The organism is Ruegeria sp. CK2 (genome assembly GCF_056536585.1).
In genome coordinates this window covers 1-22,369 of record NZ_JBQFPW010000018.1, presented here as the reverse complement: position 1 = coordinate 22,369, position 22,369 = coordinate 1, and the positions used below count along the sequence as shown (strand labels likewise).

The following is a 22,369-nucleotide window of genomic DNA, read 5'->3' as shown; positions in this document are numbered from 1 at the left end:
AGATCAACCTGTTGTCGTGCCAGGGGTGGCTTAGGGGGTGATCGATGTGATGCTTCAATTCCAAAGTATGGTTGCAACGGGGAGCGCAGCGCTCGATTCAGGTATCGGCGATACCGCTTTAAAAACGTTTAACGGGGACACGTATCTTTATACCGTGACCGGACCTGCCGGTGGCGTCACGGTTTGGCGGTTGGTCGACGGGGCAATTCCGCAGCTTGTGGACACTGAATACTACACTGGCACCATCACGTTTGTTGTTGGTCGGAGTGGCGTTCCGGTGACCTTGGGCGGGCAGGATCAATTGGTGCTGGACGTGAATACATCAACGGGTCTGGTTGGGTATGATCTGAACTCCGACGGCTCAATCGGAGATCTGCAGGAGACCGGAACTTTAGCCGGAGGTGGCGACGTCTCTGCCCTGGTGCAAATGTCACTGGGCTCAACTGATCTTCTAGCCATCGCGCATGAGGGTACCGGGCAAATTGGCACATATTTTGTAAACGGCGACGGCACGCTCAGTCTGGCGGGGCTAGCAGTTGGCGAGGCTGATTCGATGCAGGCGTTGCAGTCTGGGGCAGGGCAGTTTGTCGTTTCGGCTGATGCCGCAACCAATGCTATCTCTGTATTCCAGTTGGATGCGGGCACTGGCATGTTGGCGGCAATCGACAACACGAGTGCCATCGAAACGCTGGGTATCGCCGTGCCGACGGCTGTTGAAGTCGTCGAGGCCTATGGCCAGTCCTGGATTGTTGTCGCTGGGTCCGCCAGCAACTCGCTCAGCGTCATGAAACTCAGCGATACTGGCAATCTTATCCCTACCAATCATGTTTTGGACACGCTCGATACGCGGTTCGAATCGGTTCAGGATCTTTCCCTGATTGAAGTAGATGGGCGTGTTTTTGTTGTGGCTGGGGGCGGCGATGATGGGATAACTCTGTTCACCCTCACACCTAATGGGCAATTGGTCCATCTGGAAAGTTTCGCCGATACATTGGGCAGCGGCCTCCAAAACATTCAATCCCTGAGCGTAGCCCATGTTGGTGATGAGTTGCAGATCCTGGTCACATCGCAACAAGACGCTGGCGTGAATCTTCTGACCACATCTGTCAGCGAACTGGGAGTGGTGAGTGAAGGATTCGGCACTGTAAACGGCACCGCACTGAATGACATGCTAAGTGGCAGTATTCTGCAAACTTCGCTTCTGGGCGGGGCGGGAGACGACATTCTGATCGCCGGAGCTGGAGCAACCACCATGACAGGCGGGGCAGGGGCCGATATCTTTGTCATGCAGTCCGGCAGCGATCCAACAACAATTACGGATTTCGAGGTGGGCGTAGACCGGTTGGACTTGTTTGACTACCTGTTGTTGCGCACCCCTTCACAACTGACGTTCAGGGTCACCGCACAAGGGGCCGAGATCGAATATCGGGATGAGCTAATCCAGATTTATTCTGCTTCGGGTGGTCCCCTGTCCAGTTCCGACGTATTTGGCACCGGGTTTGGTGGTCCGGATCACATCCCGGTTGACTTCGCTGGTTTCGAAGGGTTGGAGTCAAATGGGTCACCAGGAATTCAGGGGGAAATCTCCGTGAACTCTGAGACTACCAATCCGGGTTTGACAGACGCCGAAATCAAATTCACCCCAAATGGCGGAGGGACAGTCAGCGTCAGAGCCGATGACGAAGGGCGATTTGATCTGGATATGCCTTCCGGGTCGTTCTCTGGTGAGTTGGATATTGTCAAATCCTACTCCACCGCCAGCAAGGAGATAAATGCTTTGGACGCTCTGCAGGTGCTCCGTCTCTCTGTCGGGTTGGACCCTACCTGGGGACCAGCATCGCCCGAAAATCTGATCGCCGCAGACATCACGCAAGATGGTACGATCAACGCTCTGGATGCACTGGCGATATTGCAAGTCGCAGTCGGAAAACCTTCGGCGCATAATGCAGAGTGGGTATTTATGGACGCTGACGCCGATCTTTCGGGCATAACCCGAAACAACGTAGACTATGAGACCGGCGTCGATATCGTAGTGGTTGACGGCGTGGTGTCAGCAGACATGACATCGATCCTCCTGGGAAACCTCGAAGCTTTCTGAGCGTCGTAGTAGGGTATTGGATCACCCAATTGCTGAGCTATTCTTCCAACATGGCAACATTTTGGCTATGAATTTTTGAGGCTCAGGCTCTCATGATAGTGATCCTTTCTGCCAAGGTGCCCGGGGATCACAGCATCGCTTTCGGTGCCGATCTGCGTTAACAGTTGGACCACGCGTGGAACTCAAAACCACGATCAAAGGTGATTGAGCGTCGTGCGGGCTAGGTCATGGACGCACTAATTTGGTTGCCGCCGTGTCGGCTGCGTGTTTCAAGCCCCTGAGTTTTAAGGGTTTAGCATGAGCAATCTATTCTGGCTGACTGACGAACAGATGGCGCGACTTTAGCCTTACTATCCGAAGAGCCATGGCAAGCCGAGGGTTGATGACTGGCGTGTGTTGAGCGGAATTATTTTCATTAACCGCAACGGGTTGCGGTGGTCTGATGCGCCTCGTGAATATGGGCCGCCCGAAACACTCTACAACCGGTGGAAGTGGTGGAGCGACATGGGTGTGTTCGCTCGGATCATGGCTAGGTTCGCTGTGGAAATAACCAATCATGAGACCGTCATGATTGATGCAACCTACCTCAAAGCTCATCGCGTGGCCTCTAGCCTGCGGCTGAAAAAAGGGGGGCGCGGTCGACTGATCGGGCTTACAAAGCGTGGCATGAATACGAAGTTGTACGGCGTTACCGACAGTCTCGGACGTCCGAGACGTTTCTTCATATCTGCCGGACAGGTCAGCGATTACGCATGAGCTAGGGCCCTGATCAACGGCCTTCCATCTGCTGGCTGGCTGCTGGGAAATCGTGGCTATGATGCGGACTGGTTCCGCGAAACCCTGATAGACAAGGGAATAAGTCCTTGCATCCTTGGTCGAAAATCACGCGACTAACCTGTCCAGTACGACAAGCGCCGCCACGAACGCCGTAACCGGATTGAGATCATGTTCGGACGTATAAAGGACTAGTGGTCGGTTGCTGCCCAATATGACAGGTGCCCGAAGGTCTTCCTCTCGGCGATTGCACTCGCAGCTACCGTCTTGTTCTGGCTGTAGTTTAATGAGCCTGGAAGCTAGCCGAGTGAGGAGATTATGAAATCTGTACCGTATGTTGGTGGGAAGATGACGGGTAAGACGATCGCAATGCAGACGAGGTTCTGGGAGGCCCGAACCGCCGGTATTCATTGAGCGATGCTCGTCAAAAAACTATTGATCACGGCTATATGTATGCAAGTGACGAGGGGATTCCGACTGTCGACAAGCCAAGCAAGGCTAGGCGGGAACTCTTGGCGTATATAGGGATCTTGTCCGATCCACTCGAACAAATTGATCTGGAAAAGTTCGAATTGCTTTTGGACAGGGCTAGCAAACTAACCAGTAGGTAGTTTTGGGTTTGTCGCAGATGCTTTCTGCACACGCGATCATTGGCCGTGATCGGTCGCATTGGTGCGATTGACGTGAAGATGAGGGGCCTACTCAACTGGAGATCTGTTCACATAACACCCCTACATCGACGTTCTCGGTTCGTTATAACGCCATCAAACATCCACTTGATGCGGAAACTTTCAATGAAGTTATCTATCGATGTTGATGCCGCAATGGGTGCCACTCTGTCTACAGACCATGGGCCCTAGCGGCCTCACTGATTACAAAAGTCAGAACGCTCGGGCTTCACGGGATTTGTTCTCAGTGAACTGTGGGTTTCGCAGCTATCCCCCATTACTCCAGATGGGTTTTGAACCAATCAATTGTGCGGTCCCAGGCCAAGTTGGCCATCTCCTCGTCATAGCGTGGCGTGCTGTCATTATGGAAGCCGTGGTTGGCATTTTCGTAGATATAGGCTTCGTAAACCTTATCGTTGGCTTTTAGAGCAGTCTCAAAATCTGGCCAGCCCGCGTTGATGCGTTCGTCCAACTCTCCCATCTGAACAAGCAAAGGCGCTTGGATTTTGGCCACATCCTCCACCGCTGGCTGGCGCCCGTAGAATGGGACACCAGCGGCCAGTTCGGGATAGGCCACGGCAATTGCGCTGACCACACCGCCGCCGTAGCAGAAACCAACAGCGCCGACCTTTCCAGTGCAATCATCTCGGTTCAACAAGTATTCGAACCCATTGAAGAAATCGTTCATCAACTCGACCCGGTCCACTGTCTTTTGCAGCTCGCGCCCATCGGCGTCGTTGCCAGGGTACCCGCCCACCGACGTCAGGCCGTCTGGAGCCAGAGCCATGAACCCGGCTTTCGCCAATCTGCGCGCCACATCTTCGATGTATGGATTCAAGCCGCGATTTTCGTGGATGACCAGTACTGCTGGTAGGGGCTCTTCAACGCCGGCAGGCCGAACAAGGTAGCCCCGAACGTCGCCGGTTCCATTTGGTGAGGGAAAGGTGATGTAGTCTGCATGAATATCGGGATCGTTGAAGGATACCTGCTCGGCCAAAGCATAATTCGGGCTAAGCATGTTCAGCAACGCGACCGCAGATAAACCGCCAACCGCGAACTTACCAGCGCGGTCCAGGAACTGGCGCTTGGTGATTTTGCCGTGCGCGTAAAAGTCGTACAGGTCCAGAAGTTCCTGGTCGAAGTCTTTTGCCGTCATGCGAGTCATGGTCAATCTCCTGATGAGTTGGCAGTTGAAAGGGAGAAGTCGTCAGATCATAGGGTCGTGGTTGGTTTGAGTTTTTTGAAAATTCTGTCCAACGTCACGCAGCCTTTAGATGCTCCAAGGCAGCCTGAGTGCCGCCTCCGTTATGAGGCATGCCGCTCTTGGTTAGCCCCATTTCTACGCCAGAAAGGGCGGCCATCAACATTAGGTCGTTGAAATCGCCCAAATGACCAATGCGGAACACCTTGTCGGCTACCTTGGACAGACCATTTCCTAGTGAGATGTCATAGTGCTCAAGCGCCGTAGCACGAAACGCATCGGCGGAGTGACCTTCTGGGACCTTAACCGCAGTCAAGACGCCCGATTCCTGACCTTGATGTGTGCACAAAACCTCAAGGCCCCAGGCGCGCACGGCAGCCCGTGTCGCGGCTCCGTGTCGGGCATGACGGGCAAAAACGTTGTCTAACCCTTCCTCGTGCAACATGTCTATGGCCTCATTCAATCCATAGAGAAGATTGGTGCCGGGAGTGTAGGGAAAATACCCGTTCTGATTTGGTCCGACCATATCCTGCCAATCCCAGTAACTTCGCGGCGTGTTCACGGATTTCGAGTGTTTCAGCGCCCGATCGCTCACGGCGTTGAAGCTCAGACCAGGCGGTAACATCAGTCCTTTTTGCGAGCCGGAGACACACACATCGACCCCCCAGTCATCGAACCGAAAATCAATCGACGCAAGGCCGGAGATGGAATCCACGATTAGAAGTGCGGGGTGTTTTGCTGCGTCTATGGCCCTGCGCACCTCCTCAATTGATGAGACTGACCCGGTGGACGTTTCGTTGTGAACGACGCAAACCGCCTTGATGTCGTGCTGCTCGTCCGCACGTAGACGGTCTTCAATCTGATTGGGGTCCGCGCCGCCGCGCCAATCCCCTTCGATCAGCTCTGGGTGCAATCCTAGTTTTCCAGCCAAGTTGCACCACATGAAAGCGAAATGCCCTGTTTCAAACATCAGAACTTTTTCGCCCGGCGAAACCGTGTTCACAAGTGCGGCTTCCCACGCACCGGTGCCGGATGAAGGATAGATAAAGACGTTCTGTTTTGTCTTGAAAATCGTCTTCATACCATTGAGGGCTTTATTCCCGACTTCTGCAAAATTGGGTCCTCGATGATCAATGGTCTGCGTGCTTATGGCTCTCAGGATTCGATCTGGCACAGCACTTGGCCCTGGAATCTGCAAAAAGTGTCTACCCGCCTGACGCATTTGAACTGATCCTTACGCTGGTGCCAAAAAAGTGGCGCTATTACCTATTGCAAAAGTTAATTATGAATTCATTATTCAGTCAACGGTGAAGTAAAGCGTCTAACTGGGCTTACACGGAAGGGAAGACGTACCTGATGGTAGAGAATGGATCTTTGTACCGCCGACTGTTGTCTGATGTACGGGGGGAAGTGATGTCAGATCCGGCATCGCTGGCTCGATACTCGACCGATGCTTCAATCTATCAGATGATTCCGGACGCTGTGGTGATCCCTCGGTCCGCAGAAGATGTCCAAGCTGTAATGTCCATTGCGCGGGACGAAGGAAGTTCGGTTCTTCCTCGCGGCGGCGGCACGTCGCAATGCGGGCAAACGGTCAATCAGGGCGTTGTGCTGGACAACACAAAACACTTGAATCGTATTCTAGACGTAGACGTTGAGAAGCGAATTGCGCGCGTTCAGCCCGGTGTTGTTCTGGATCAATTGAACGAAGCTTTGAAGAAGCATGGCCTGTGGTTTCCCGTGGATCCTTCAACAGCGTCCCGTTGCACTCTTGGGGGGATGGCGGCAAACAATTCTTCAGGTGGAAAATCTCTGCGATACGGGATCATGCGAGACAACGTCCGTGCGATAAACGCAATCATGGTTGACGGCACGGAAGCGCGGTTCAGCGCTGATACGGCCGCATCAGGCGATTTTGCGGATCTTGTTGGTGACATGCGCTCTCTTGGGCGTCGCGAGGCTGCTGAAATTGACGCTCGTTTTCCCAAAGTTCAGCGCCGTGTGGGCGGGTACAATATCGACGCCCTCATCGGTAACGACATCAACATGTCCCATTTGTTGGTGGGGTCAGAAGGCACATTGGCCTATTTCACAGAGCTGGAATTAAGTCTGGCACAGCTGCCGGGTGCAAAAGTTACCGGTGTGTGCCATTTCCCGACATTCCGTGCTGCAATGGAAGCCACCCAGCACATCGTGACACTCAACCCCCAGGCGGTAGAGTTGGTCGACGACACCATGATTGCATTGGGGCGTGAAATCCCATTGTTTCGCGAAACGATTAATGCCTTTGTTGAAGGCAATCCCGAAGCCCTGCTGCTGGTGGAATTCGCCGAGGGCAGCGCCGAGGCCAATGCAGCAAAACTGGTCGAGCTTTCGCAACTGATGGGAGATCTCGGGTTTGCTTTCAGCGGTGCGGAAAACCGATGGGGCGGCGTTGTCTCTGTTACGGACAACTCTTTGCAGAATGCTATCGCCGAGTACCGAAAATCCGGGTTGAATGTCATGATGTCGATGAAGGAGGCAGGCAAACCGATCTCTTTTGTCGAAGATTGCGCCGTCCCTTTGCCCGACCTCGCCGATTACACCGCTGGCCTAACAAAAATATTTGCCCGGCATGGCACAAAGGGCACATGGTACGCGCATGCCTCGGTGGGGTGTTTACACGTGCGCCCTGTGCTGAACATGCGGCAGGACAAAGACGTCCGAACAATGAGGGCGATCGCCGAAGAAACATTTGATCTGGTCAAAAAATATAAAGGATCTCATTCAGGTGAACATGGTGACGGGATCGTAAGATCAGAATTTCATGAAAAGATGTTTGCTCAGCGTATCGTTTCTGCGTTTGAGCAGGTTAAGAACCGGTTTGATCCCGACGGGGTGATGAATCCCGGCAAGATCGTGAACGCGCCTGCCATGGATGACCGCCGACTGTTCCGCTATGGCCAGAACTATTTGGTTCCTGAATTCGAAACGACGCTGGACTGGTCCGCTTGGCCGGGTTCCGGAGGAGGGTTTCAGGGCGCCGTCGAGATGTGCAACAACAATGGTGCATGCCGCAAGCTCGGGGGTGGGGTTATGTGCCCATCTTTCCGAGCGACCCGAAACGAGCGTGATGTTACGCGTGGAAGGGCAAATACACTGCGGTTTGCGATCAGCGGGCAGATGCCAGGCGGTTTGTCGTCCGATGCCATGTTGGACACAATGAAGTACTGCGTGTCCTGCAAAGCTTGCGCTCGGGAATGTCCGACCGGCGTCGACATGGCGCGAATGAAAATCGAAGTATTGTCAGCAAAACGTAAAAAAGATGGGCTGACGTTGGCAGACAAATTGATAGCTTACCTGCCCCGATATGCGCCAAAAGCCGCGAAAGTCGCGTGGCTTGTGAATTTACGAAACAAAATTGCACCCTCGCGTAAGCTATTGGAGGGACCGACTGGTATTTCAGCGCGACGTTATCTGCCAGTGTGGTCTTCTGCTCCGTTCCGTGATGCCGAGGCTCAGGACAATGATCCGCAGGTGTTGCTGTTTGCCGATGTGTTCAACCGGTATTTCGAACCGGAAAATTTACGCGCCGCTGTCCGGGTTTTGCGGGCAAACGGACTTCGGGTGGCCGTGGCGCGAGACGATCAATCCGACAGGGCCTTGGATTGCGGACGTACTCTTTTAGCTATGGGCTGCGTCGACGAAGCGCGTCACGAGGCACAACGCGTGATTGACGCGACGCGAGAGGCGGTTGCAAAAGGTGTTCCAGTAGTCGGGCTCGAACCGTCCTCTATCCTCACTTTCCGGGATGAGTTTTTGGCGCTTTGCCCGGGGCCGGAAACGGAGATGTTGTCGAACGCAGCCCGCACCTTTGAGGAATTCTTGGCCAAGCAGCCGGATTTGCCCCTGAGTTCGTTGGATCGCCCGATCTATGTGCATGGGCATTGCCACCAGAAAGCACACGACGCCGTCAAACCGATGCTCAACCTTTTGAAACGTATTCCGGAGGCACAAGTTCACATGATAGAAAGCGGTTGTTGCGGCATGGCCGGGGCGTTTGGATATGCGCCTGACACTATCGATGTTTCGATAAAGATGGCACAACTCGACTTGTTCCCGGCGTTGGAAGCAGCGCCTATAGATGCAGTTATCGTGGCAGACGGGACATCTTGCCGCCATCAAATCGCCGAAGGTACGCAGCGGAAGCCCATGCACGTCGCGCGCCTGTTGGATATGGTTCTTGATGTTTAGGAACTGGAAATGAGCCTGACGGACAGCATTATACGCCCGACCCTTCATGAAGAACTGGTCGAAAGGCTGCGTAACCTGGTTGTCGAAGATGTTCTAAAGCCGGGTGAAAAAGTGCCCGAGAAACAGCTTTGCGACTCGTTGGGGGTCTCACGGACACCTTTGCGAGAAGCTTTAAAGGTGCTTGCATCAGAAGGCTTTGTGGTACTTCAAGCCAACCGGGGGGCCCGCGTCGCAAGTGTCACGCGAGAGGAATTGGAGAATACGTTTCCAGTGCTTGCGACGCTTGAGCAACTGGCGGGAGAGTTGGCATGTCAGCATATGGATTCCGCTGAAATTGAACTAATCGAACGTCGCCACGCCGATATGCTGAAAGCCTATAAGTCACATGACCGACAGGCATATTTTAAGGCCAATCAGGACATTCATCAGGCACTGATACGTGGCGCGCGGAACGATATCCTCGAAAGCCACCACAAGCTCTTGGCCGCACGGGTCCGCCGCGCACGTTTTATGGCCAACTTGTCGGACGAGCGCTGGGCGCAGGCCATTGACGAACATGAAGCCATGATGGAGTTACTCAGGGCTCGCGATACAGATGGGCTTGGAAAGTCCATGAAGCATCACATGATGAACAAACTTTCGGCCCTTGTGAAAGCGCTGGAGGCTGAGGATGAGTTGCTTAAGTAACGACTGGCCGAAGTCGACTACCAGCTTCCCTCGGATACGCGGCTAGTCAGTCTTTAGACCAAGAAACGGGGGCGTCAGCCCACAGTCCAAGGCAAGTTTGTTGAGGTCCCTACATAGGGCCGGGTTAAGCCTAACACCGTCTTTGCGGCGACCCTCAGCGGCGGCCGTTTTGCCGTCGCCCGGCAGGCGCACGGGATCATGACCGGGCAGGGGAGGAGATGCACGCATTTCAGAAAACACGCGGGCTGCGTTAGAAGCAAAGTCTTTGTCCAATCCAAAAGCTGCCGGATCAAGCGACATTACAAATTGCCCTGTGTTCGTGGACGAAGTTGTGTCTGAGGTGAAGTTAACCACATCAGAGCCGAAGGCCGCGCCGTTCAAGACCCCGGCCATCAACCCGATTGCTACGGAAAGACCAAACCCTTTCGGACCGCCGATCGGCAAAAGAAATCCTTCTGACTTGAGGGCGGGGTCCGTCAATGGGTTTCCATCACGCCCAACCATCCAGCCCTCGGGCATAGGCTTGCCTTGCTGCAACAGGGTTTTGATCTTACCCATCGCGGCCACAGTCGTCGCCATATCAAACACAAACGGGTCGGGGCCATCGACGGGGGCGGAAAAAGCAATGGGATTGGTGCCAAGAAGCAAATCGCTTCCGCCATAGGGCGGGACATGGTTCGCGCTGCCCACTGCTGCTGCCATACCAAGCAACCCAGCCTCGGCTTGTGGACGCACATAAAGTGCGAGTGGTCCTGCATGGTTGCCGCGCCGAACACCGACCCACCCGATACCGGCCGCTTTAGCCTTTTCAATTGCAAGATCCCGCGCCGCCGACATAGCCAGATGGCCGAGGCCATCGTCTCCGTCGATCAAAGCGGTTGCGACAGTCTCATGTTCTACAGTGACTTTTGGCGTAGGATTAGAGCCGCCCCCTGCCAGTCTGGCAAGATACTGGCGCAGGCGAAAAACACCATGCGTACCGTAGCCATAAATGTCGGCCTCGACCATCAGCGAGGCCACCTTGTCCGCATCTGTTTTTGGCACACCTCGAGTTTCGAGCGCGGCCGCCACAAATTCACGCAGGGTGTGGCAGTCTATTTTCACAGGCTCAGAAGTCATCTCTTCCCACCTGTTCTTTGTGCCAGAACACCAATTTACGCTGTGTCCAAACCACCGACGCAAATACCACCAGACCAACAAGGCTGAGATACAGGATCAACGAGAAGACGCGCGGCGTGTTGAGCTGCGAGGCCGCAACTCGGATAAGTTCGCCAAATCCCTTACCACCACCCAGGAATTCCCCTGTGATCGCACCAGCCATTACGCCGACTGCTCCGATCTTGAGGCCGGTGAAAATTTGCGGCAGGCCAGTCGGCAGTTTCATCTTGAACAATGTCTGCATCCGACTTGCGCCCATCGTCTTGAAAAGCATACGCGCGTTTTCGTCGGCGGCGTGTAGTCCAGCCGCAGTACCCACCACGATTGGAAAAGTCGCTATAAAAGCAGCGAGCGCGACCTTTGATTCAATGCCAAAGCCTAACCACGCTACAAAGAGTGGGGCAAATGCCACCTTTGGCATGGTATCTATGGCCACTAGGTAAGGCATCACTGCCTTTTCACCAAATGCCGTTTCCCCCACCAATACGCCCAGCGAAAAACCGATCGCGATTGCCAGCGCAAAACCATAGATAACTTCTTTGATTGTGATCCACAGCGCCCCAAGCATGTAGCCGCCAGTCAATAGGTTTTGTCCCACGAAGATCATATCTTTCAGGGTTTCCATCGGTGTCGGCAAAATTATTGGGGAAACCAGCCCAAGGCTCGTGACACTTTGCCATGTGCCCACGAAAACCACGAAGACAAAGGTCATCGCCAGCCAGCGTGGGACCGAGTCGATAAAGTGAATTTTCTGTTCCCATACCGTGTCTTCTGCGGTGTCAGAATCTTTTAGGGAAGGTGAGTGGTTATGAACGTCGCTCACATTTCTTCTCCCTTATCCAGGAGGCCGCGAATGTAGTCCACAATAGCGCCAAACTTGGGCGTGGTCATCATATCCAACGTGCGTGGGCGTGGCAGGTCGACCTTCACGATCTCGGCAATCCTGCCTGGGCGTGGTTTCAACACGACGATTTCGTCGGACAATATCACGGCTTCCTGGATAGAGTGCGTTACAAGAAAAGCAGTCGCATCCTGTTCATGGCAAATCCGCTGCAGTTCCATATTCATCATGTCACGTGACAGCTCGTCCAGCGCGCTGAATGGTTCGTCTAACAAAAGCACAGCTGGTTCAGTGATCAACATACGGCAGATTGAGGCGCGCTGAGCCATGCCGCCCGACAATTCATTCGGGTATACGTTTTCGAATCCCTTCAAACCCACGATGTCCAAAAGTTCGTGAGCCTTGCCCATTGCTTGTTTGGCGGCTGCCTTGCCGTCGCGGATTTCGATTGGCAACACGATGTTTTCCACTGCTGTTTTCCAGGGAAAAAGCGTCGCTTGCTGGAACATCATACCTATGTCCCGACGGGGTCCAGTTACTGGCAGTCCTTGTAGGATCACGCGCCCTTTGGTGGGAGGGATCAGACCCGCCATGATCTTGAGCAGAGTCGATTTTCCGCAGCCGCTGGACCCGATGACAGAGGTGAAGCTTCCTTTCCGCAGCGTCAGATTTATGTCCTCAAGCGCAACAACAAGATTGCGGGCATAGGTCTTGCTTAAATGGGTCAATTCGTAGACCGGCGTGCCCAAAGGCGCGCCGGAAAACTCTTGTGCGGCTGCAGCGTTCATTTACTGGCGGCCTCGTTGCCAATGGCGGCAAATTCATTGGTCCAGGCCGCGCTCAAGTCATCAAGCGGTCCCGGAATTTCGCCGCCTGCGACAAGTGCGTCTTGCCATTCTTGCCAAACCTCGGCGGGGTACCATCCCAGACCATTGCTTGGATCCGCTGCTATGGTCTTCGAGCGTACGGCATCGAACAGCGCGGCCTGGAATTCTTTGTCTTCGCCTTCCTGCGGATTGCCGTCCGCCAGATGCTTCAGCACAGCTTCACGGTTAGCATCATCGAGAGCAAAGGCATGGCCACGTGCGAACGCGCGGCTCCAGGCCTCGACCAATTCGCGATCGTTGGCGATTGTGTCAGCCATTGTGGCGATACCGTTTCCGAAGAAACGCCCGAATTCCGCAGGCGTGATGTCGCGCACTTTCATTCCGCGCTGGTTCAGGATTGCTGTATCTGCCGTCGAAGCAGAATAAGCGTCGATTTCACCGTTCAGGAAAGCTGCAGTCGCAGGACCGCCGTCGCCAACGGTAAGAAATGTGAAATCCTCACCTTCTTTCATACCTGCACCGGTCAAGACGTTGCGTGCAAAACCCACTTCGGCACCGTCTGCGGTGCCGGTTCCGATAACCTTTCCACGCAGTTCCTCAACGCTTTGGACTGCAGAATCTTCTGGCACTGCGATGCCAAAGTTGCTGCGCGCTGCCACGTTGTAGATATGTACGGCATCCACATCGCGCGACCGCGCTGCAATCAGAGGTCCGGGTCCAGGGCGACCGAAATGCGCTTGCCCAGCAGACAACGCCTGAAGCACGGCGCCTGAGCCGTTGATTGCCTCGACTGTCACGTTCAATCCTTCATCTGCGAAGTACCCTTCTCCAATGGCGACAAACACAGGAAATGAGTTGATTGCCGAAGGGCTGGGTTGCACGAAAGTGATTTCACGCAAGTCTTGCGCAAAACCCATTGTTCCTAGTGCTCCTGCTACCGGAACAGCAGTAAGCAGGGACGCTGTGAAAGTCCTTCTGTTCATCATTGTAGTCTTCCTCCCTTGAATGTTGACGCCTCACAGCGATTGCTGCGTAGGAGCCATTATACGGCGCGCACTGTGTTCCTTAGCGTGCCGATTTCGGAAACCTCGCAAACTACGACGTCCCCGTTTTTCAAAAACTGCGGCGGTTCCATTGCGTATCCGACGCCTGATGGCGTACCTGTCGCAATGATGTCTCCCGGTTCCAGTGTCAGGCCTTCTGACAAGGATGCGATCAACGTTGGAATGTCGAATATCATGTCCGACGTCATCCCGTTTTGGCGCTGCTCACCGTTAACGGTCAGTCCGATCGACAGAGCTTGCGGATCGCTGATGGCATCGGCGGTCACGATGTAGGGACCAATTGGGCAAGATCCGTCAAGCCCTTTGCCTTTGAAGTACTGGCCGCCATGGCGGCGCTGTATATCACGGGCAGTTATGTCGTTCAGAATAGAATACCCAAAGACATGATTAAACGCATCTGCCTTGGTGATGTTACGCCCGCGCTTCCCTATCACGACTGCCAACTCGACTTCGTAGTCGATGGACTGCGACACCGAAGGGAAAAGTAGGATGTCGGCGTCTGGTGCAACGACCGAGGTCGGCGGCTTGGTAAAGAAAACCGGATGTTCGGTGACGCCGATTTTCTCTTTTTGCGCCCGTTCGCCTTCTGCGATGTGCTCAGCGTAGTTTCGCCCCACGCAGAAAACGTTCTTACGTGGCGTGGGAATGGGCGACAGAAGAGGCGCGTCTTCGGGGACGAGCAAGTCCTTGAGTTCGCCTGCCTCACCCGCGACAACAACGGCGTTCAACGCCTCAAGCGCGGTCTGACCGCCTTCGATAATCAGCTGCATCGTGCTTACATCAAGAACCGTATCCGGCATGAGCATCTTAATCGCACGCGAAACATCCAACCTGCTTCCGTTAGCAAGTATTGCGACACAAACGGCGTTGCCATCTACTGAAACGGTCGCTAAACGCACTTGGCTCTCCTCCTACATGCTGGCGCCAACTTAGGTCACCGATCTTGGTAGGCGACTCAGATTTGGTTGTCCTTTGCCCTTGAGTTTTTGCCGACTTGGCGTTTCAATCAATCAACCAATCAGCAAATTGGGTGGCAAGGTGAGTGAGCCTACAGAACTTTCGCAACGTGTCCGGGACCTGATCGACAATGCGGGATACCGGCACAACGATAGGCTTCCGCCTGAAAGGGAACTGTGCCAATGGCTGGGCACAACCAGAAATCAGCTGAGGCGCGTATTAGCTGAACTTGAGGCGCAGGGGCTTATCTGGCGGCATGTGGGTCGGGGCACTTTCGTTGGTGCCCGACCGGTTCTCAATCTGACGGACGTGACCTATCTGGGTGACCAGATCAAGCCAGAACAGGTTGTGGGTGTTCGGTTTACCATCGAGCCGCAGCTTAGCCGCCTTGCCGCGCTTCATTCTACGCGTTCGGATCGCGAGCAAATGAGGCTCTGCGTTGAGAGGTGCCGAGCCGCAGAAGACTGGCGCACATATGAAGCATGGGACAATAATTTGCATCACGCGATAGCCCGGGCAACGCGTAACCAGCTTTTCCTGTATTTCTTCGAGACTCTGAATTCCGTTCGAAGGTCCATTGTGTGGGGACAACCTCGTAAAACCTATAAGCCGCCCGACGATTACTCCAGCTTTCGAGAGCATGACTTGATCCTGGCGGCGATATCGAGTGGAGACGGAGAAGAGGCGGCGCAGGCCATGTTGGCTCATCTGAGATCCGTTTACTCCCGTGTGTTGCCAGCTAGTCTTGAGGCCGACCACTAAACTAGAGCCCGACCAATTTGGGAAATGGTTGGGCTAAGCTGCGGCTGAACCTCTTGCAAATCGACGGTCACATTGGCGATGACTGAGACAAGAGCTACGTCTTTTCGGGCGTGGCACAGCATCGATCGGAACAAGGCCACAGATTGGCAAACCGATCTTTGGCAACGAAACGTTCAGGAGGAAAGCGATGCACGATCATGTAATTCCCGCGGCGAAGGTTCACGAAATACCGGTAGAAGGCGGTGGCCGGTTTCCGGTACGTCGGGTTTATTGCATTGGTCGAAACTACGCGGCGCACGCTATAGAAATGGGCCACGACCCAAATCGTGAACCCCCATTTTTCTTTCAAAAGAATCCTGACAATCTCGATCCATCCGGAGAATTCCCATATCCTGCTCACAGCTCGGACGTACATCATGAAGCTGAAATGTATGTGGCGCTTAAATCCGGTGGCACGAAAATTTCTGTGGAAGATGCTCTGGATCATGTCTACGGCTACGGGCTTTCACTGGATATGACCCGTCGAGATCTACAGGGCGAAATGAAGAAAATGGGTCGTCCTTGGGAAATCGGGAAGGCATTTGAGCGCTCTGCTCCATGCGGAACGGTTCACAAAGTAGAAGATGTTGGGCCACTCGACGAAGGCGCAATTCGCCTATCGGTGAACGGAGAAATTCGGCAGGAAGGTGATTTGAACCAGATGATCTGGAAAGTCCCTGAAATGATATCTTACCTGAGCGATTACTTCGAACTTGCTGCCGGCGATGTTATCCTGTCTGGCACGCCCTCTGGAGTCGGTCCAGTAAACCGCGGCGATGTATTGGTGCTGTCGGTCGACAAATTGGGTAGCCTAACTATCAAGGTAACTTAGCAACCAGACCGAACCCTCTCCGCGAAATTGGCCAATGCTTGTGTAAACGGATCCCAGATGCCCCACTTAGTCGCCGAATTGATCGCACCCCATTCGGGCACTGCAAATGCTATCGGTGCCCCAGGTCGATCTTGGTTGAACTACCTCGGGCTGCGTGAGCTTTGCGCAAAGGTCAAAAAAGATCTCCATCAGATCGGAGTAGGTCGCGGCGACCGAGTGGCAATTGTATTGCCCAATGGCCCGGAAATGGCGACGGCCTTCATATCCGTTGCCCAAGTGGCGACGACGGCACCTTTGAACCCGGCGTACACTTACGAAGAATACGTTTTCTACCTCAAGGATCTGAAGGCCAAGGCCCTATTTGTAAACGAAAACGACGATGGACCTGCCGTAAAGGCTGCTGGGGACCTTGGCATCGCAATCTTGAGGGCCTCTCACGATAGCTTACATTCGGCCGGACAGTTCTCCATATTGTCCTGTGACCCAATTGGCACGGCTGACACATCCGCACCGGGTGAAGATGATGTCGCCCTGATACTGCACACGTCGGGAACAACGTCGCGCCCCAAAATCGTCCCTCTGACGCAGGCTAATATCTACGCATCCGCGCGAAATGTGGCTTCGTCTTTGAAACTGACAATCGACGATCGCTGTCTGAGTATTATGCCGCTGTTTCATATCCACGGGTTGATTGCGGCTGTTGCCGCGTCTTTAGGTGCTGGATCTCAAATTAGCTGCGCCCCCGGGTTCAACGCTCTTAGTTTTTTCTCACAGGTCGCTGAAGTTGATCCGACCTGGTACACCGCAGTTCCGACAATGCATCAAGCTATTCTTGCCCGAGCTGCACGAAACCAATCGATCATTGAGCAATCGCGGTTGCGCTTTCTTCGGTCTTCTTCTGCTTCGTTGCCGGGCCCGGTAATGGAAGAGTTGGTGGCAACTTTTGATGCGCCCGTCATCGAAGCCTACGGTATGACTGAGGCGACACATCAAATGTGTTGCAACCCTCTTACTCCCCACACGCAAAAACCCGGATCTGTTGGAATAGCAGCAGGCCCCAAAGTCAGAATTGCTGACGAGAACGAAAATGTTCTGATCTCTTCGCGGGACGTCGGAGAAATCGTTATCAGCGGTCCGAACGTGACGCCGGGATACGAAAACAACCCGCAGGCAAATGTCGACAATTTCTTTGAAGTGGACGGAAAAACTTGGTTTCGCACTGGTGACCAGGGTTCATTCGACGAAGAGAATTATCTGCGACTGACTGGTCGTCTAAAGGAGCTTATCAATCGCGGTGGAGAGAAAATCAGTCCACTTGAGGTTGACGCTGTACTCTTAAGCCACCCAGACGTTGCTCAGGCAGTTTGTTTTGCCGTTCCCCACGAAAAACTGGGTGAAGACATAGCGGCAGCTGTGGTGCTTTCAGAAGGCGCGACGATCCAAGGTCAGGAGGTCAGGGCTTTTGTCGGCGCACGTCTCGCAAAATTCAAGGTGCCGACTTCGGTGGTTGTTCTTGAAGAAATTCCAAAAGGCGCGACTGGCAAGATACAAAGGATCGGACTAGCTGCTAAATTGGGACTGGCAAAGGCTTAGACACATGAAAGTTTGTATCTTTGGTGCCGGAGCTATCGGAGGTTACGTTGCCGGGAAACTTGCACAAACTGATACAGAAGTCAGTGTCGTCGCGCGTGGTCCCCACTTGGCGGCAATGCAGGAAAAAGGACTGACCCTGTTTGAGGAAGGGCAGGATCCAGTTAGCGTTCCAATACGCGCTTCAGACAATGCTGCCGATCTCGGCCCACAAGATTATGTCTTCATCACATTGAAAGCGCATTCCGTCCCAGCAGTCGTAGACTCAATGCAGCCGTTGATTGCAGACGAGACAACCGTAGTTAGTGGAGTGAACGGGGTGCCCTGGTGGTACTTCCACAAACTGGGCAGCCCGTACGAGGGGACGAGGTTGGCCTCAGTCGACCCGGATAATGTACAATGGGACGGTTTTGGGCCAGATCGTGTCCTCGGATGTGTTGTTTATCCTGCCGCCGAGGTCATTGCTCCGGGATCAATCAAGCATATCGAAGGCAATCGTTTTTCGTTGGGCGAGCCCGATGGTACTAAATCAGACCGTGCTGCCAAGCTTTCGGCTGCACTATCCGCCGCTGGACTGCGTGCGCCGGTAAGGCCGAGAATTCGGGACGAAATTTGGCTGAAGCTATGGGGTAATCTGTCGTTTAACCCAATTTCCGCTCTTACCCACTCAACACTTGATGTCCTGTGTGCCGACGAAGGCACACGCTCCGTGGCACGCGGAATGATGCTCGAGGCTCAGGAAGTCGGTGAAAAACTTGGTGTTAAGTTCCCGATAGATGTTGAAAAACGCCTCGACGGGGGAGCGGCGGTCGGTGCGCACAAAACCTCTATGTGGCAGGATTTGGAGTTGCGCCGACCGATGGAAATTGATGCCTTGGTCTCTTCGGTGCAAGAACTGGGGCAACTTACAGGGACCTCAACGCCCATAGTCGACACCGTCGCATCACTGATCAAACTGAGGGCGAAGGTCGCAGGTCTGTATTAAAGTCTTTCTAAGCTTTTTCATAAGAGCTTGGCTTGAGGGCGGATAACGGAGACTGGTTCGAAGATGTCCTACAGCACCTTTGGGGGATTATCTGAAGCTTCGATGACAGGCAGCTCCTCGTTTCGTGTCAGAAATGCTTGACGTTTAGGTCAGAATTCAACGACGCGATTTATTCGATTCTTGCGGTTTTGGTCGCCGATTGAGTCAAAAGTCTGTGACGTTTCAAAGGTGGCTGTTAGAAATTCCTCAAGTTCAAGTTTGGGCCTCCGCTTGGTCTTACTCTAGTTGTAAGACCGACTTGGCAAGAGATTCCACGAAACTTACGAAGAACTTGCTAGTACTCGGGAAAAGCAACTGGTAGTCCACTATAGGGTATTGGGCGGCAACAATAGGTTAGATGCGAGTTCGTCATCGACGCGGAGCACTATGCCGAAGGTGTTGAGAAAACCTGGTCCGCGATCCAGTCGAAAACCATACGAGGACCGCGACCTAAATTGGCCGGGTCCCGCGACATGACGTAGCCAGCGTCGCTCATGACTACGTCATTTGTGACTTTCACAAGCGAACCATTGCTGAGCAAGCCATCAATTAGGCCGATCCAACCCAAGGCGACCCCATCTCCTGCCAAGGCAGCCTGTGTGACCATGTCGTAGTTGTTGAAGCTGATATAATTTTTCTTTCTTTCACCTGTAATGCCCAGGCTATCAAACCATCCCTGCCAGGTTTGCCACTCGGCGGTGGCTGGTTTTGACAAGCTTAAAAGCTGAACATCCAGTAGGTCTGTTGAAGATCGAATTGGTGTTATCTTTTCTAATAGCTGGGGGCTGCAAATTGCTGCGACGATCTCTTCCAACAGTAGAATTTCACCAGGCTTAATCTGACTTATAGGTGCTACATGGATCTGTATATCACAATCCGTATCGTCCAGGCCCGGTGGCACAGTAGATGCCAGAATTTGAATTTCAATCTCGTCCCCAAGTTCTTCACGTAAATAGGCCAGACGCGGTAGCAGCCAAAACGTAGAGAAGGCGAAGTCGGCAGAAATCCGGACCCTCGGTTTGGATTTACGTTCCAGCAATGAACCAACTGCATAGCCCATTTGAGTCATTGCAGGTTTGACCACGTTGAGAAGCCTTAGCCCTTCATAGGTTAGTGAAACGCCACGGTGTTCTCGTTTAAAAAGTACCACGCCCAGATCGATCTCCAAACCCTTGATCCGTTGAGATATCGAAGATTGCGTCAAGCCAAGCGCTTCTCCGGCGCTTGTGAAGTTTCCATGCTTCGCGACCAATTCAAACGCATAGAGGGCGACAAGGTTGCGGCTGAGGTTGGTATTATTTTTATTAATGTCATCCATAATTACTGAACTACTGCAAAACTACACGAATATGTACCAAAAACTCTTTCACAGGGTGTTTGTAGCCGCCCGGACAAAAAAGAGACGGGATCGAGTCATGACCGGGTGCTGGCGCAATCAGACAATCCAGACTGCAAAAGCAATGCAAATAGGCAAGGCGGCTGACTGCATCGTTGGACGTAGTGATTTCCTTAATTGGCGGGCCGATCCCCATTCAACAGATCGTGCATGCACAGTTCAGTCTGCCGCTTTTTATTGCCTCAGTTAGGCAACATGGTTTGCCGCTAATCCAAACACGGCTTGGTGCTGAAGTCGAAGCAACTTGATCTTGCAACTCGCTTGATCAGCAACAGGGAGAAAAAGAATATGGCAGTTAAGCCTCCACTATCGGAACTTCCGATAAAAACCGCTGAAAACGGTTTCTATCGGGGGTTCAGCGTTAACGTGACGGTAATCAGTAAGATCATTATCAGTTTGCTGGTGGTCTGGTGTATTGTGTGGCCCACTCAAGCCGGCAGAATCTTAGGCGATTGGAACGCGGCCATTCTGGCCCAGTTTGCCGCTTGGTATATCTGGGTCGTAACCGCGTTTGTTATCGTTTGTATCGGGCTGGCAATCTGGCCGACCGGAGGGCGTCTGAAGCTTGGTGTGGAAGGGGAAAAACCAGAATTTTCCAACTTCTCTTGGTTTTCGATGATGTTTGGCGCCGGGATCGGTGTCGGGATGCTGACGTGGGCCGTTGCGGAACCTGTCGCGCACTTCAAGAACAACCCCTCGGTGATTCAAGGTATCACAACGGCGCTCGATGCGGACAACGTTAGAACTGCCTATGTGTGGTCCTATCTGCATTGGGGTCTTGGCGCATGGGCGTGTTATGCAATTGCTGGTCTTTCGCTGGCGTTCTTCAGCTATCGGCGCGGGCTGCCATTGACGATCCGGTCGTCGCTGACGCCGCTGTTTGGCAAAGCGCTGTCCGGTAACCTCGGTCACGTGATCGACATTGTGGCCGTTGTTGCTACTATCCTAGGCGTTGCTCAAACGCTGGGGTTCGGAGTCGAGCAGTTCGTTGCGGGTCTAACGCGAATCGGGATTGGGGGATTGGCACATGCTGATGGCTCAGCGACGACGCTTGGGATCATTGTTGCGCTTTTAGTCATCATGGGGGCCTCGACATTGTCGGCGTTGTCCGGCGTTGGCAAAGGCATCAAATGGCTGTCGAATATCAACATGGTGTTGTCGATCTTCCTGTTAGGCTTCTTCATCATTTTTGGTGCGACGTTCTTCGGAGCAAGTGCCTTCTTTGTAGGGATCTGGGACTACCTGGTCGCTCTGCCGTGGCTGAGCTTCAACGTCTACGCATCTGATGGCGTCGAAGGATCTGAATCCTTCCTGCTTGCTCAATGGCAGGGCTGGTGGCCAGTGTTCTATTGGGCCTGGTGGATCGCATTTGCACCATTTGTGGGACTGTTCCTGGCGCGCATCTCTCGGGGTCGTACAATACGCGAGTTTGTGTTGGGTGCGATGATTGTTCCCTCGCTGATGTGCTTTGTCTGGTTCGCTTGGGCAGGAGGTACAGCGATTGATTTGGAACTGAACGGCGAAGCGAATGGCGTGATCCTGGATGCGGCAAATGGCGACAAGATCTTTGCTATGACAGAATTCATGCTGGCTCCGATTGCACAGTTCCTAGCCTGGGCAATGGCGGTGGTCATCGTCGTTTTGCTTATGACCTTCCTGGTAACGTCAGCTGACTCGGCCGTTTTGATCGTCAACACGATCAACGCTGCAGGCGACGAAGGTCCCAAGGCGCGTCCGCACATCGTGTTCTGGGGCGCTGCGTTGGCTTTGGTTGTCGGTGGGTTGCTGATTTCCGGCGGCACTGGTGCCATTCAAACCGCGATGGTGATCGGGGCGTTGCCGTTCTCGATTGTGATGGCGCTGATGTGCATCGCTTTGATCAAGGCCATCTGGAACGACGGTCGGCGCGAGGCCGCAGGTGTTGCCTCGACCATTGATCCCGAAACCTCGACGATGCCAGCAGAATAAGCATCGCTGAAACTCTTGGGGCCCCGGTTAACATCCGGGGCCTTAGTCTATTTTGGGGTTCTGAGATGTGGTCGGAACAGACTGCCGGTCGCCATCGATCGAGGCGTTGCAGGCCTCGTCACGGCCGAGACAAGCGAGAACTCACAGACTGTTCAGCCTGTGTTTTTCAAGTATTCCACACAGCACTTCTTTGGCATGAAGCCGGTGTTGTCTATGGCGTTCGCGTGCTTCATTTGCCTTTCCTTCTTGG

16 protein-coding genes and 2 pseudogenes are annotated in these 22,369 nt (G+C 53.6%); 9 read left to right on the top strand and 9 right to left on the bottom strand.

The features are described from left to right. Positions 1-49 precede the first annotated feature (49 nt). The gene (locus tag ACR0BU_RS21405; protein ID WP_480738884.1) at positions 50-2,098 is read left to right on the top strand and encodes a dockerin type I domain-containing protein; all 2,049 of its coding nucleotides are present in this window, start codon (positions 50-52) and stop codon (positions 2,096-2,098) included. A 96-nt stretch (positions 2,099-2,194) separates the two neighbouring features. Here ACR0BU_RS21405 and ACR0BU_RS21400 read toward each other — a convergent pair. Further along, a pseudogene (locus ACR0BU_RS21400) lies at positions 2,195-2,318 on the bottom strand (IS30 family transposase); the annotation flags it as partial. A gap of 77 nt (positions 2,319-2,395) precedes the next feature. On the opposite strand from ACR0BU_RS21400, the pseudogene ACR0BU_RS21395 reads away from it, so the two are divergent. Further along, positions 2,396-3,154: pseudogene (locus tag ACR0BU_RS21395) on the top strand (IS5 family transposase). A gap of 663 nt (positions 3,155-3,817) precedes the next feature. Here ACR0BU_RS21395 and yghX read toward each other — a convergent pair. Beyond that, complete coding sequence (gene yghX / locus ACR0BU_RS21390; protein WP_480738886.1) at positions 3,818-4,705, bottom strand: YghX family hydrolase; 888 nt, start codon at positions 4,703-4,705, stop codon at positions 3,818-3,820. 94 nt (positions 4,706-4,799) lie between these two features. Continuing rightward, positions 4,800-5,963 (bottom strand): pyridoxal-phosphate-dependent aminotransferase family protein, encoded by a 1,164-nt coding sequence (locus tag ACR0BU_RS21385; RefSeq protein ID WP_480738887.1) that lies wholly within the window; start codon positions 5,961-5,963, stop codon positions 4,800-4,802. 191 nt (positions 5,964-6,154) lie between these two features. Between ACR0BU_RS21385 and ACR0BU_RS21380 the strand changes: the two genes are divergently transcribed. Next, the gene (locus ACR0BU_RS21380; protein ID WP_480738888.1) at positions 6,155-8,974 is read left to right on the top strand and encodes an FAD-binding and (Fe-S)-binding domain-containing protein; all 2,820 of its coding nucleotides are present in this window, start codon (positions 6,155-6,157) and stop codon (positions 8,972-8,974) included. Positions 8,975-8,983: 9 nt separating this feature from the next. After that, positions 8,984-9,661, top strand: coding sequence for a GntR family transcriptional regulator (locus tag ACR0BU_RS21375; RefSeq protein WP_480738890.1), 678 nt, complete (start codon positions 8,984-8,986; stop codon positions 9,659-9,661). Positions 9,662-9,703: 42 nt separating this feature from the next. Here the strand turns inward: ACR0BU_RS21375 and ACR0BU_RS21370 are convergent, their stop codons facing one another. From ACR0BU_RS21370 to ACR0BU_RS21350, 5 genes are all read right to left on the bottom strand, one after another. Further along, complete coding sequence (locus ACR0BU_RS21370) at positions 9,704-10,780, bottom strand: Ldh family oxidoreductase (RefSeq protein WP_480738891.1); 1,077 nt, start codon at positions 10,778-10,780, stop codon at positions 9,704-9,706. Further along, on the bottom strand, positions 10,770-11,642 hold the full coding sequence (locus ACR0BU_RS21365; RefSeq protein WP_109312708.1) for an ABC transporter permease: 873 nt from the start codon (positions 11,640-11,642) through the stop codon (positions 10,770-10,772). The genes ACR0BU_RS21370 and ACR0BU_RS21365 overlap by 11 nt, the downstream gene beginning before the upstream one ends. Next, a complete protein-coding gene (locus ACR0BU_RS21360) occupies positions 11,639-12,448 on the bottom strand; it encodes an ABC transporter ATP-binding protein (protein ID WP_108859902.1) in 810 nt (269 codons plus the stop codon). The genes ACR0BU_RS21365 and ACR0BU_RS21360 overlap by 4 nt, the downstream gene beginning before the upstream one ends. Beyond that, a complete protein-coding gene (locus ACR0BU_RS21355) occupies positions 12,445-13,404 on the bottom strand; it encodes an ABC transporter substrate-binding protein (protein ID WP_282120629.1) in 960 nt (319 codons plus the stop codon). Before ACR0BU_RS21355 ends, ACR0BU_RS21360 begins: the two co-directional genes overlap by 4 nt. Before the next feature lie 125 nt (positions 13,405-13,529). After that, a complete protein-coding gene (locus ACR0BU_RS21350) occupies positions 13,530-14,450 on the bottom strand; it encodes a fumarylacetoacetate hydrolase family protein (protein ID WP_480738893.1) in 921 nt (306 codons plus the stop codon). Between the two features lie 139 nt (positions 14,451-14,589). On the opposite strand from ACR0BU_RS21350, the gene ACR0BU_RS21345 reads away from it, so the two are divergent. From ACR0BU_RS21345 to ACR0BU_RS21330, 4 genes are all read left to right on the top strand, one after another. Next, positions 14,590-15,270, top strand: coding sequence for a FadR/GntR family transcriptional regulator (locus ACR0BU_RS21345; RefSeq protein ID WP_299084540.1), 681 nt, complete (start codon positions 14,590-14,592; stop codon positions 15,268-15,270). A gap of 187 nt (positions 15,271-15,457) precedes the next feature. Further along, a complete protein-coding gene (locus ACR0BU_RS21340) occupies positions 15,458-16,141 on the top strand; it encodes a fumarylacetoacetate hydrolase family protein (protein ID WP_480738895.1) in 684 nt (227 codons plus the stop codon). 57 nt (positions 16,142-16,198) lie between these two features. Beyond that, on the top strand, positions 16,199-17,734 hold the full coding sequence (locus tag ACR0BU_RS21335) for an acyl--CoA ligase (protein ID WP_480738896.1): 1,536 nt from the start codon (positions 16,199-16,201) through the stop codon (positions 17,732-17,734). Between the two features lie 4 nt (positions 17,735-17,738). Continuing rightward, positions 17,739-18,716, top strand: a complete 978-nt coding sequence (locus ACR0BU_RS21330; RefSeq protein WP_480738897.1) for a 2-dehydropantoate 2-reductase — start codon at positions 17,739-17,741, stop codon at positions 18,714-18,716. A gap of 424 nt (positions 18,717-19,140) precedes the next feature. Here the strand turns inward: ACR0BU_RS21330 and ACR0BU_RS21325 are convergent, their stop codons facing one another. Further along, the gene (locus tag ACR0BU_RS21325; RefSeq protein WP_299084528.1) at positions 19,141-20,073 is read right to left on the bottom strand and encodes a LysR family transcriptional regulator; all 933 of its coding nucleotides are present in this window, start codon (positions 20,071-20,073) and stop codon (positions 19,141-19,143) included. Between the two features lie 366 nt (positions 20,074-20,439). Here ACR0BU_RS21325 and ACR0BU_RS21320 point away from each other — a divergent pair, with 366 nt between their 5' ends. After that, positions 20,440-22,119 carry a BCCT family transporter gene (locus ACR0BU_RS21320; protein ID WP_300074392.1) on the top strand — a complete coding sequence of 560 codons (1,680 nt, stop codon included), beginning with the start codon at positions 20,440-20,442 and terminating at the stop codon, positions 22,117-22,119. Positions 22,120-22,369 lie beyond the last annotated feature (250 nt).

Coding starts and splice junctions, on each gene's coding strand:
- ACR0BU_RS21325 (WP_299084528.1), bottom strand. CDS start 20,073: ATGGATGACATTAATAAAAATAATACCAACCTCAGCCGCAACCTTGTC.
- yghX (WP_480738886.1), bottom strand. CDS start 4,705: ATGACTCGCATGACGGCAAAAGACTTCGACCAGGAACTTCTGGACCTG.
- ACR0BU_RS21320 (WP_300074392.1), top strand. CDS start 20,440: ATGGCAGTTAAGCCTCCACTATCGGAACTTCCGATAAAAACCGCTGAA.
- ACR0BU_RS21360 (WP_108859902.1), bottom strand. CDS start 12,448: ATGAACGCTGCAGCCGCACAAGAGTTTTCCGGCGCGCCTTTGGGCACG.
- ACR0BU_RS21380 (WP_480738888.1), top strand. CDS start 6,155: ATGTCAGATCCGGCATCGCTGGCTCGATACTCGACCGATGCTTCAATC.
- ACR0BU_RS21330 (WP_480738897.1), top strand. CDS start 17,739: ATGAAAGTTTGTATCTTTGGTGCCGGAGCTATCGGAGGTTACGTTGCC.
- ACR0BU_RS21340 (WP_480738895.1), top strand. CDS start 15,458: ATGCACGATCATGTAATTCCCGCGGCGAAGGTTCACGAAATACCGGTA.
- ACR0BU_RS21335 (WP_480738896.1), top strand. CDS start 16,199: ATGCCCCACTTAGTCGCCGAATTGATCGCACCCCATTCGGGCACTGCA.
- ACR0BU_RS21370 (WP_480738891.1), bottom strand. CDS start 10,780: ATGACTTCTGAGCCTGTGAAAATAGACTGCCACACCCTGCGTGAATTT.
- ACR0BU_RS21405 (WP_480738884.1), top strand. CDS start 50: ATGCTTCAATTCCAAAGTATGGTTGCAACGGGGAGCGCAGCGCTCGAT.
- ACR0BU_RS21355 (WP_282120629.1), bottom strand. CDS start 13,404: ATGGGTTTTGCGCAAGACTTGCGTGAAATCACTTTCGTGCAACCCAGC.
- ACR0BU_RS21375 (WP_480738890.1), top strand. CDS start 8,984: ATGAGCCTGACGGACAGCATTATACGCCCGACCCTTCATGAAGAACTG.
- ACR0BU_RS21385 (WP_480738887.1), bottom strand. CDS start 5,963: ATGCGTCAGGCGGGTAGACACTTTTTGCAGATTCCAGGGCCAAGTGCT.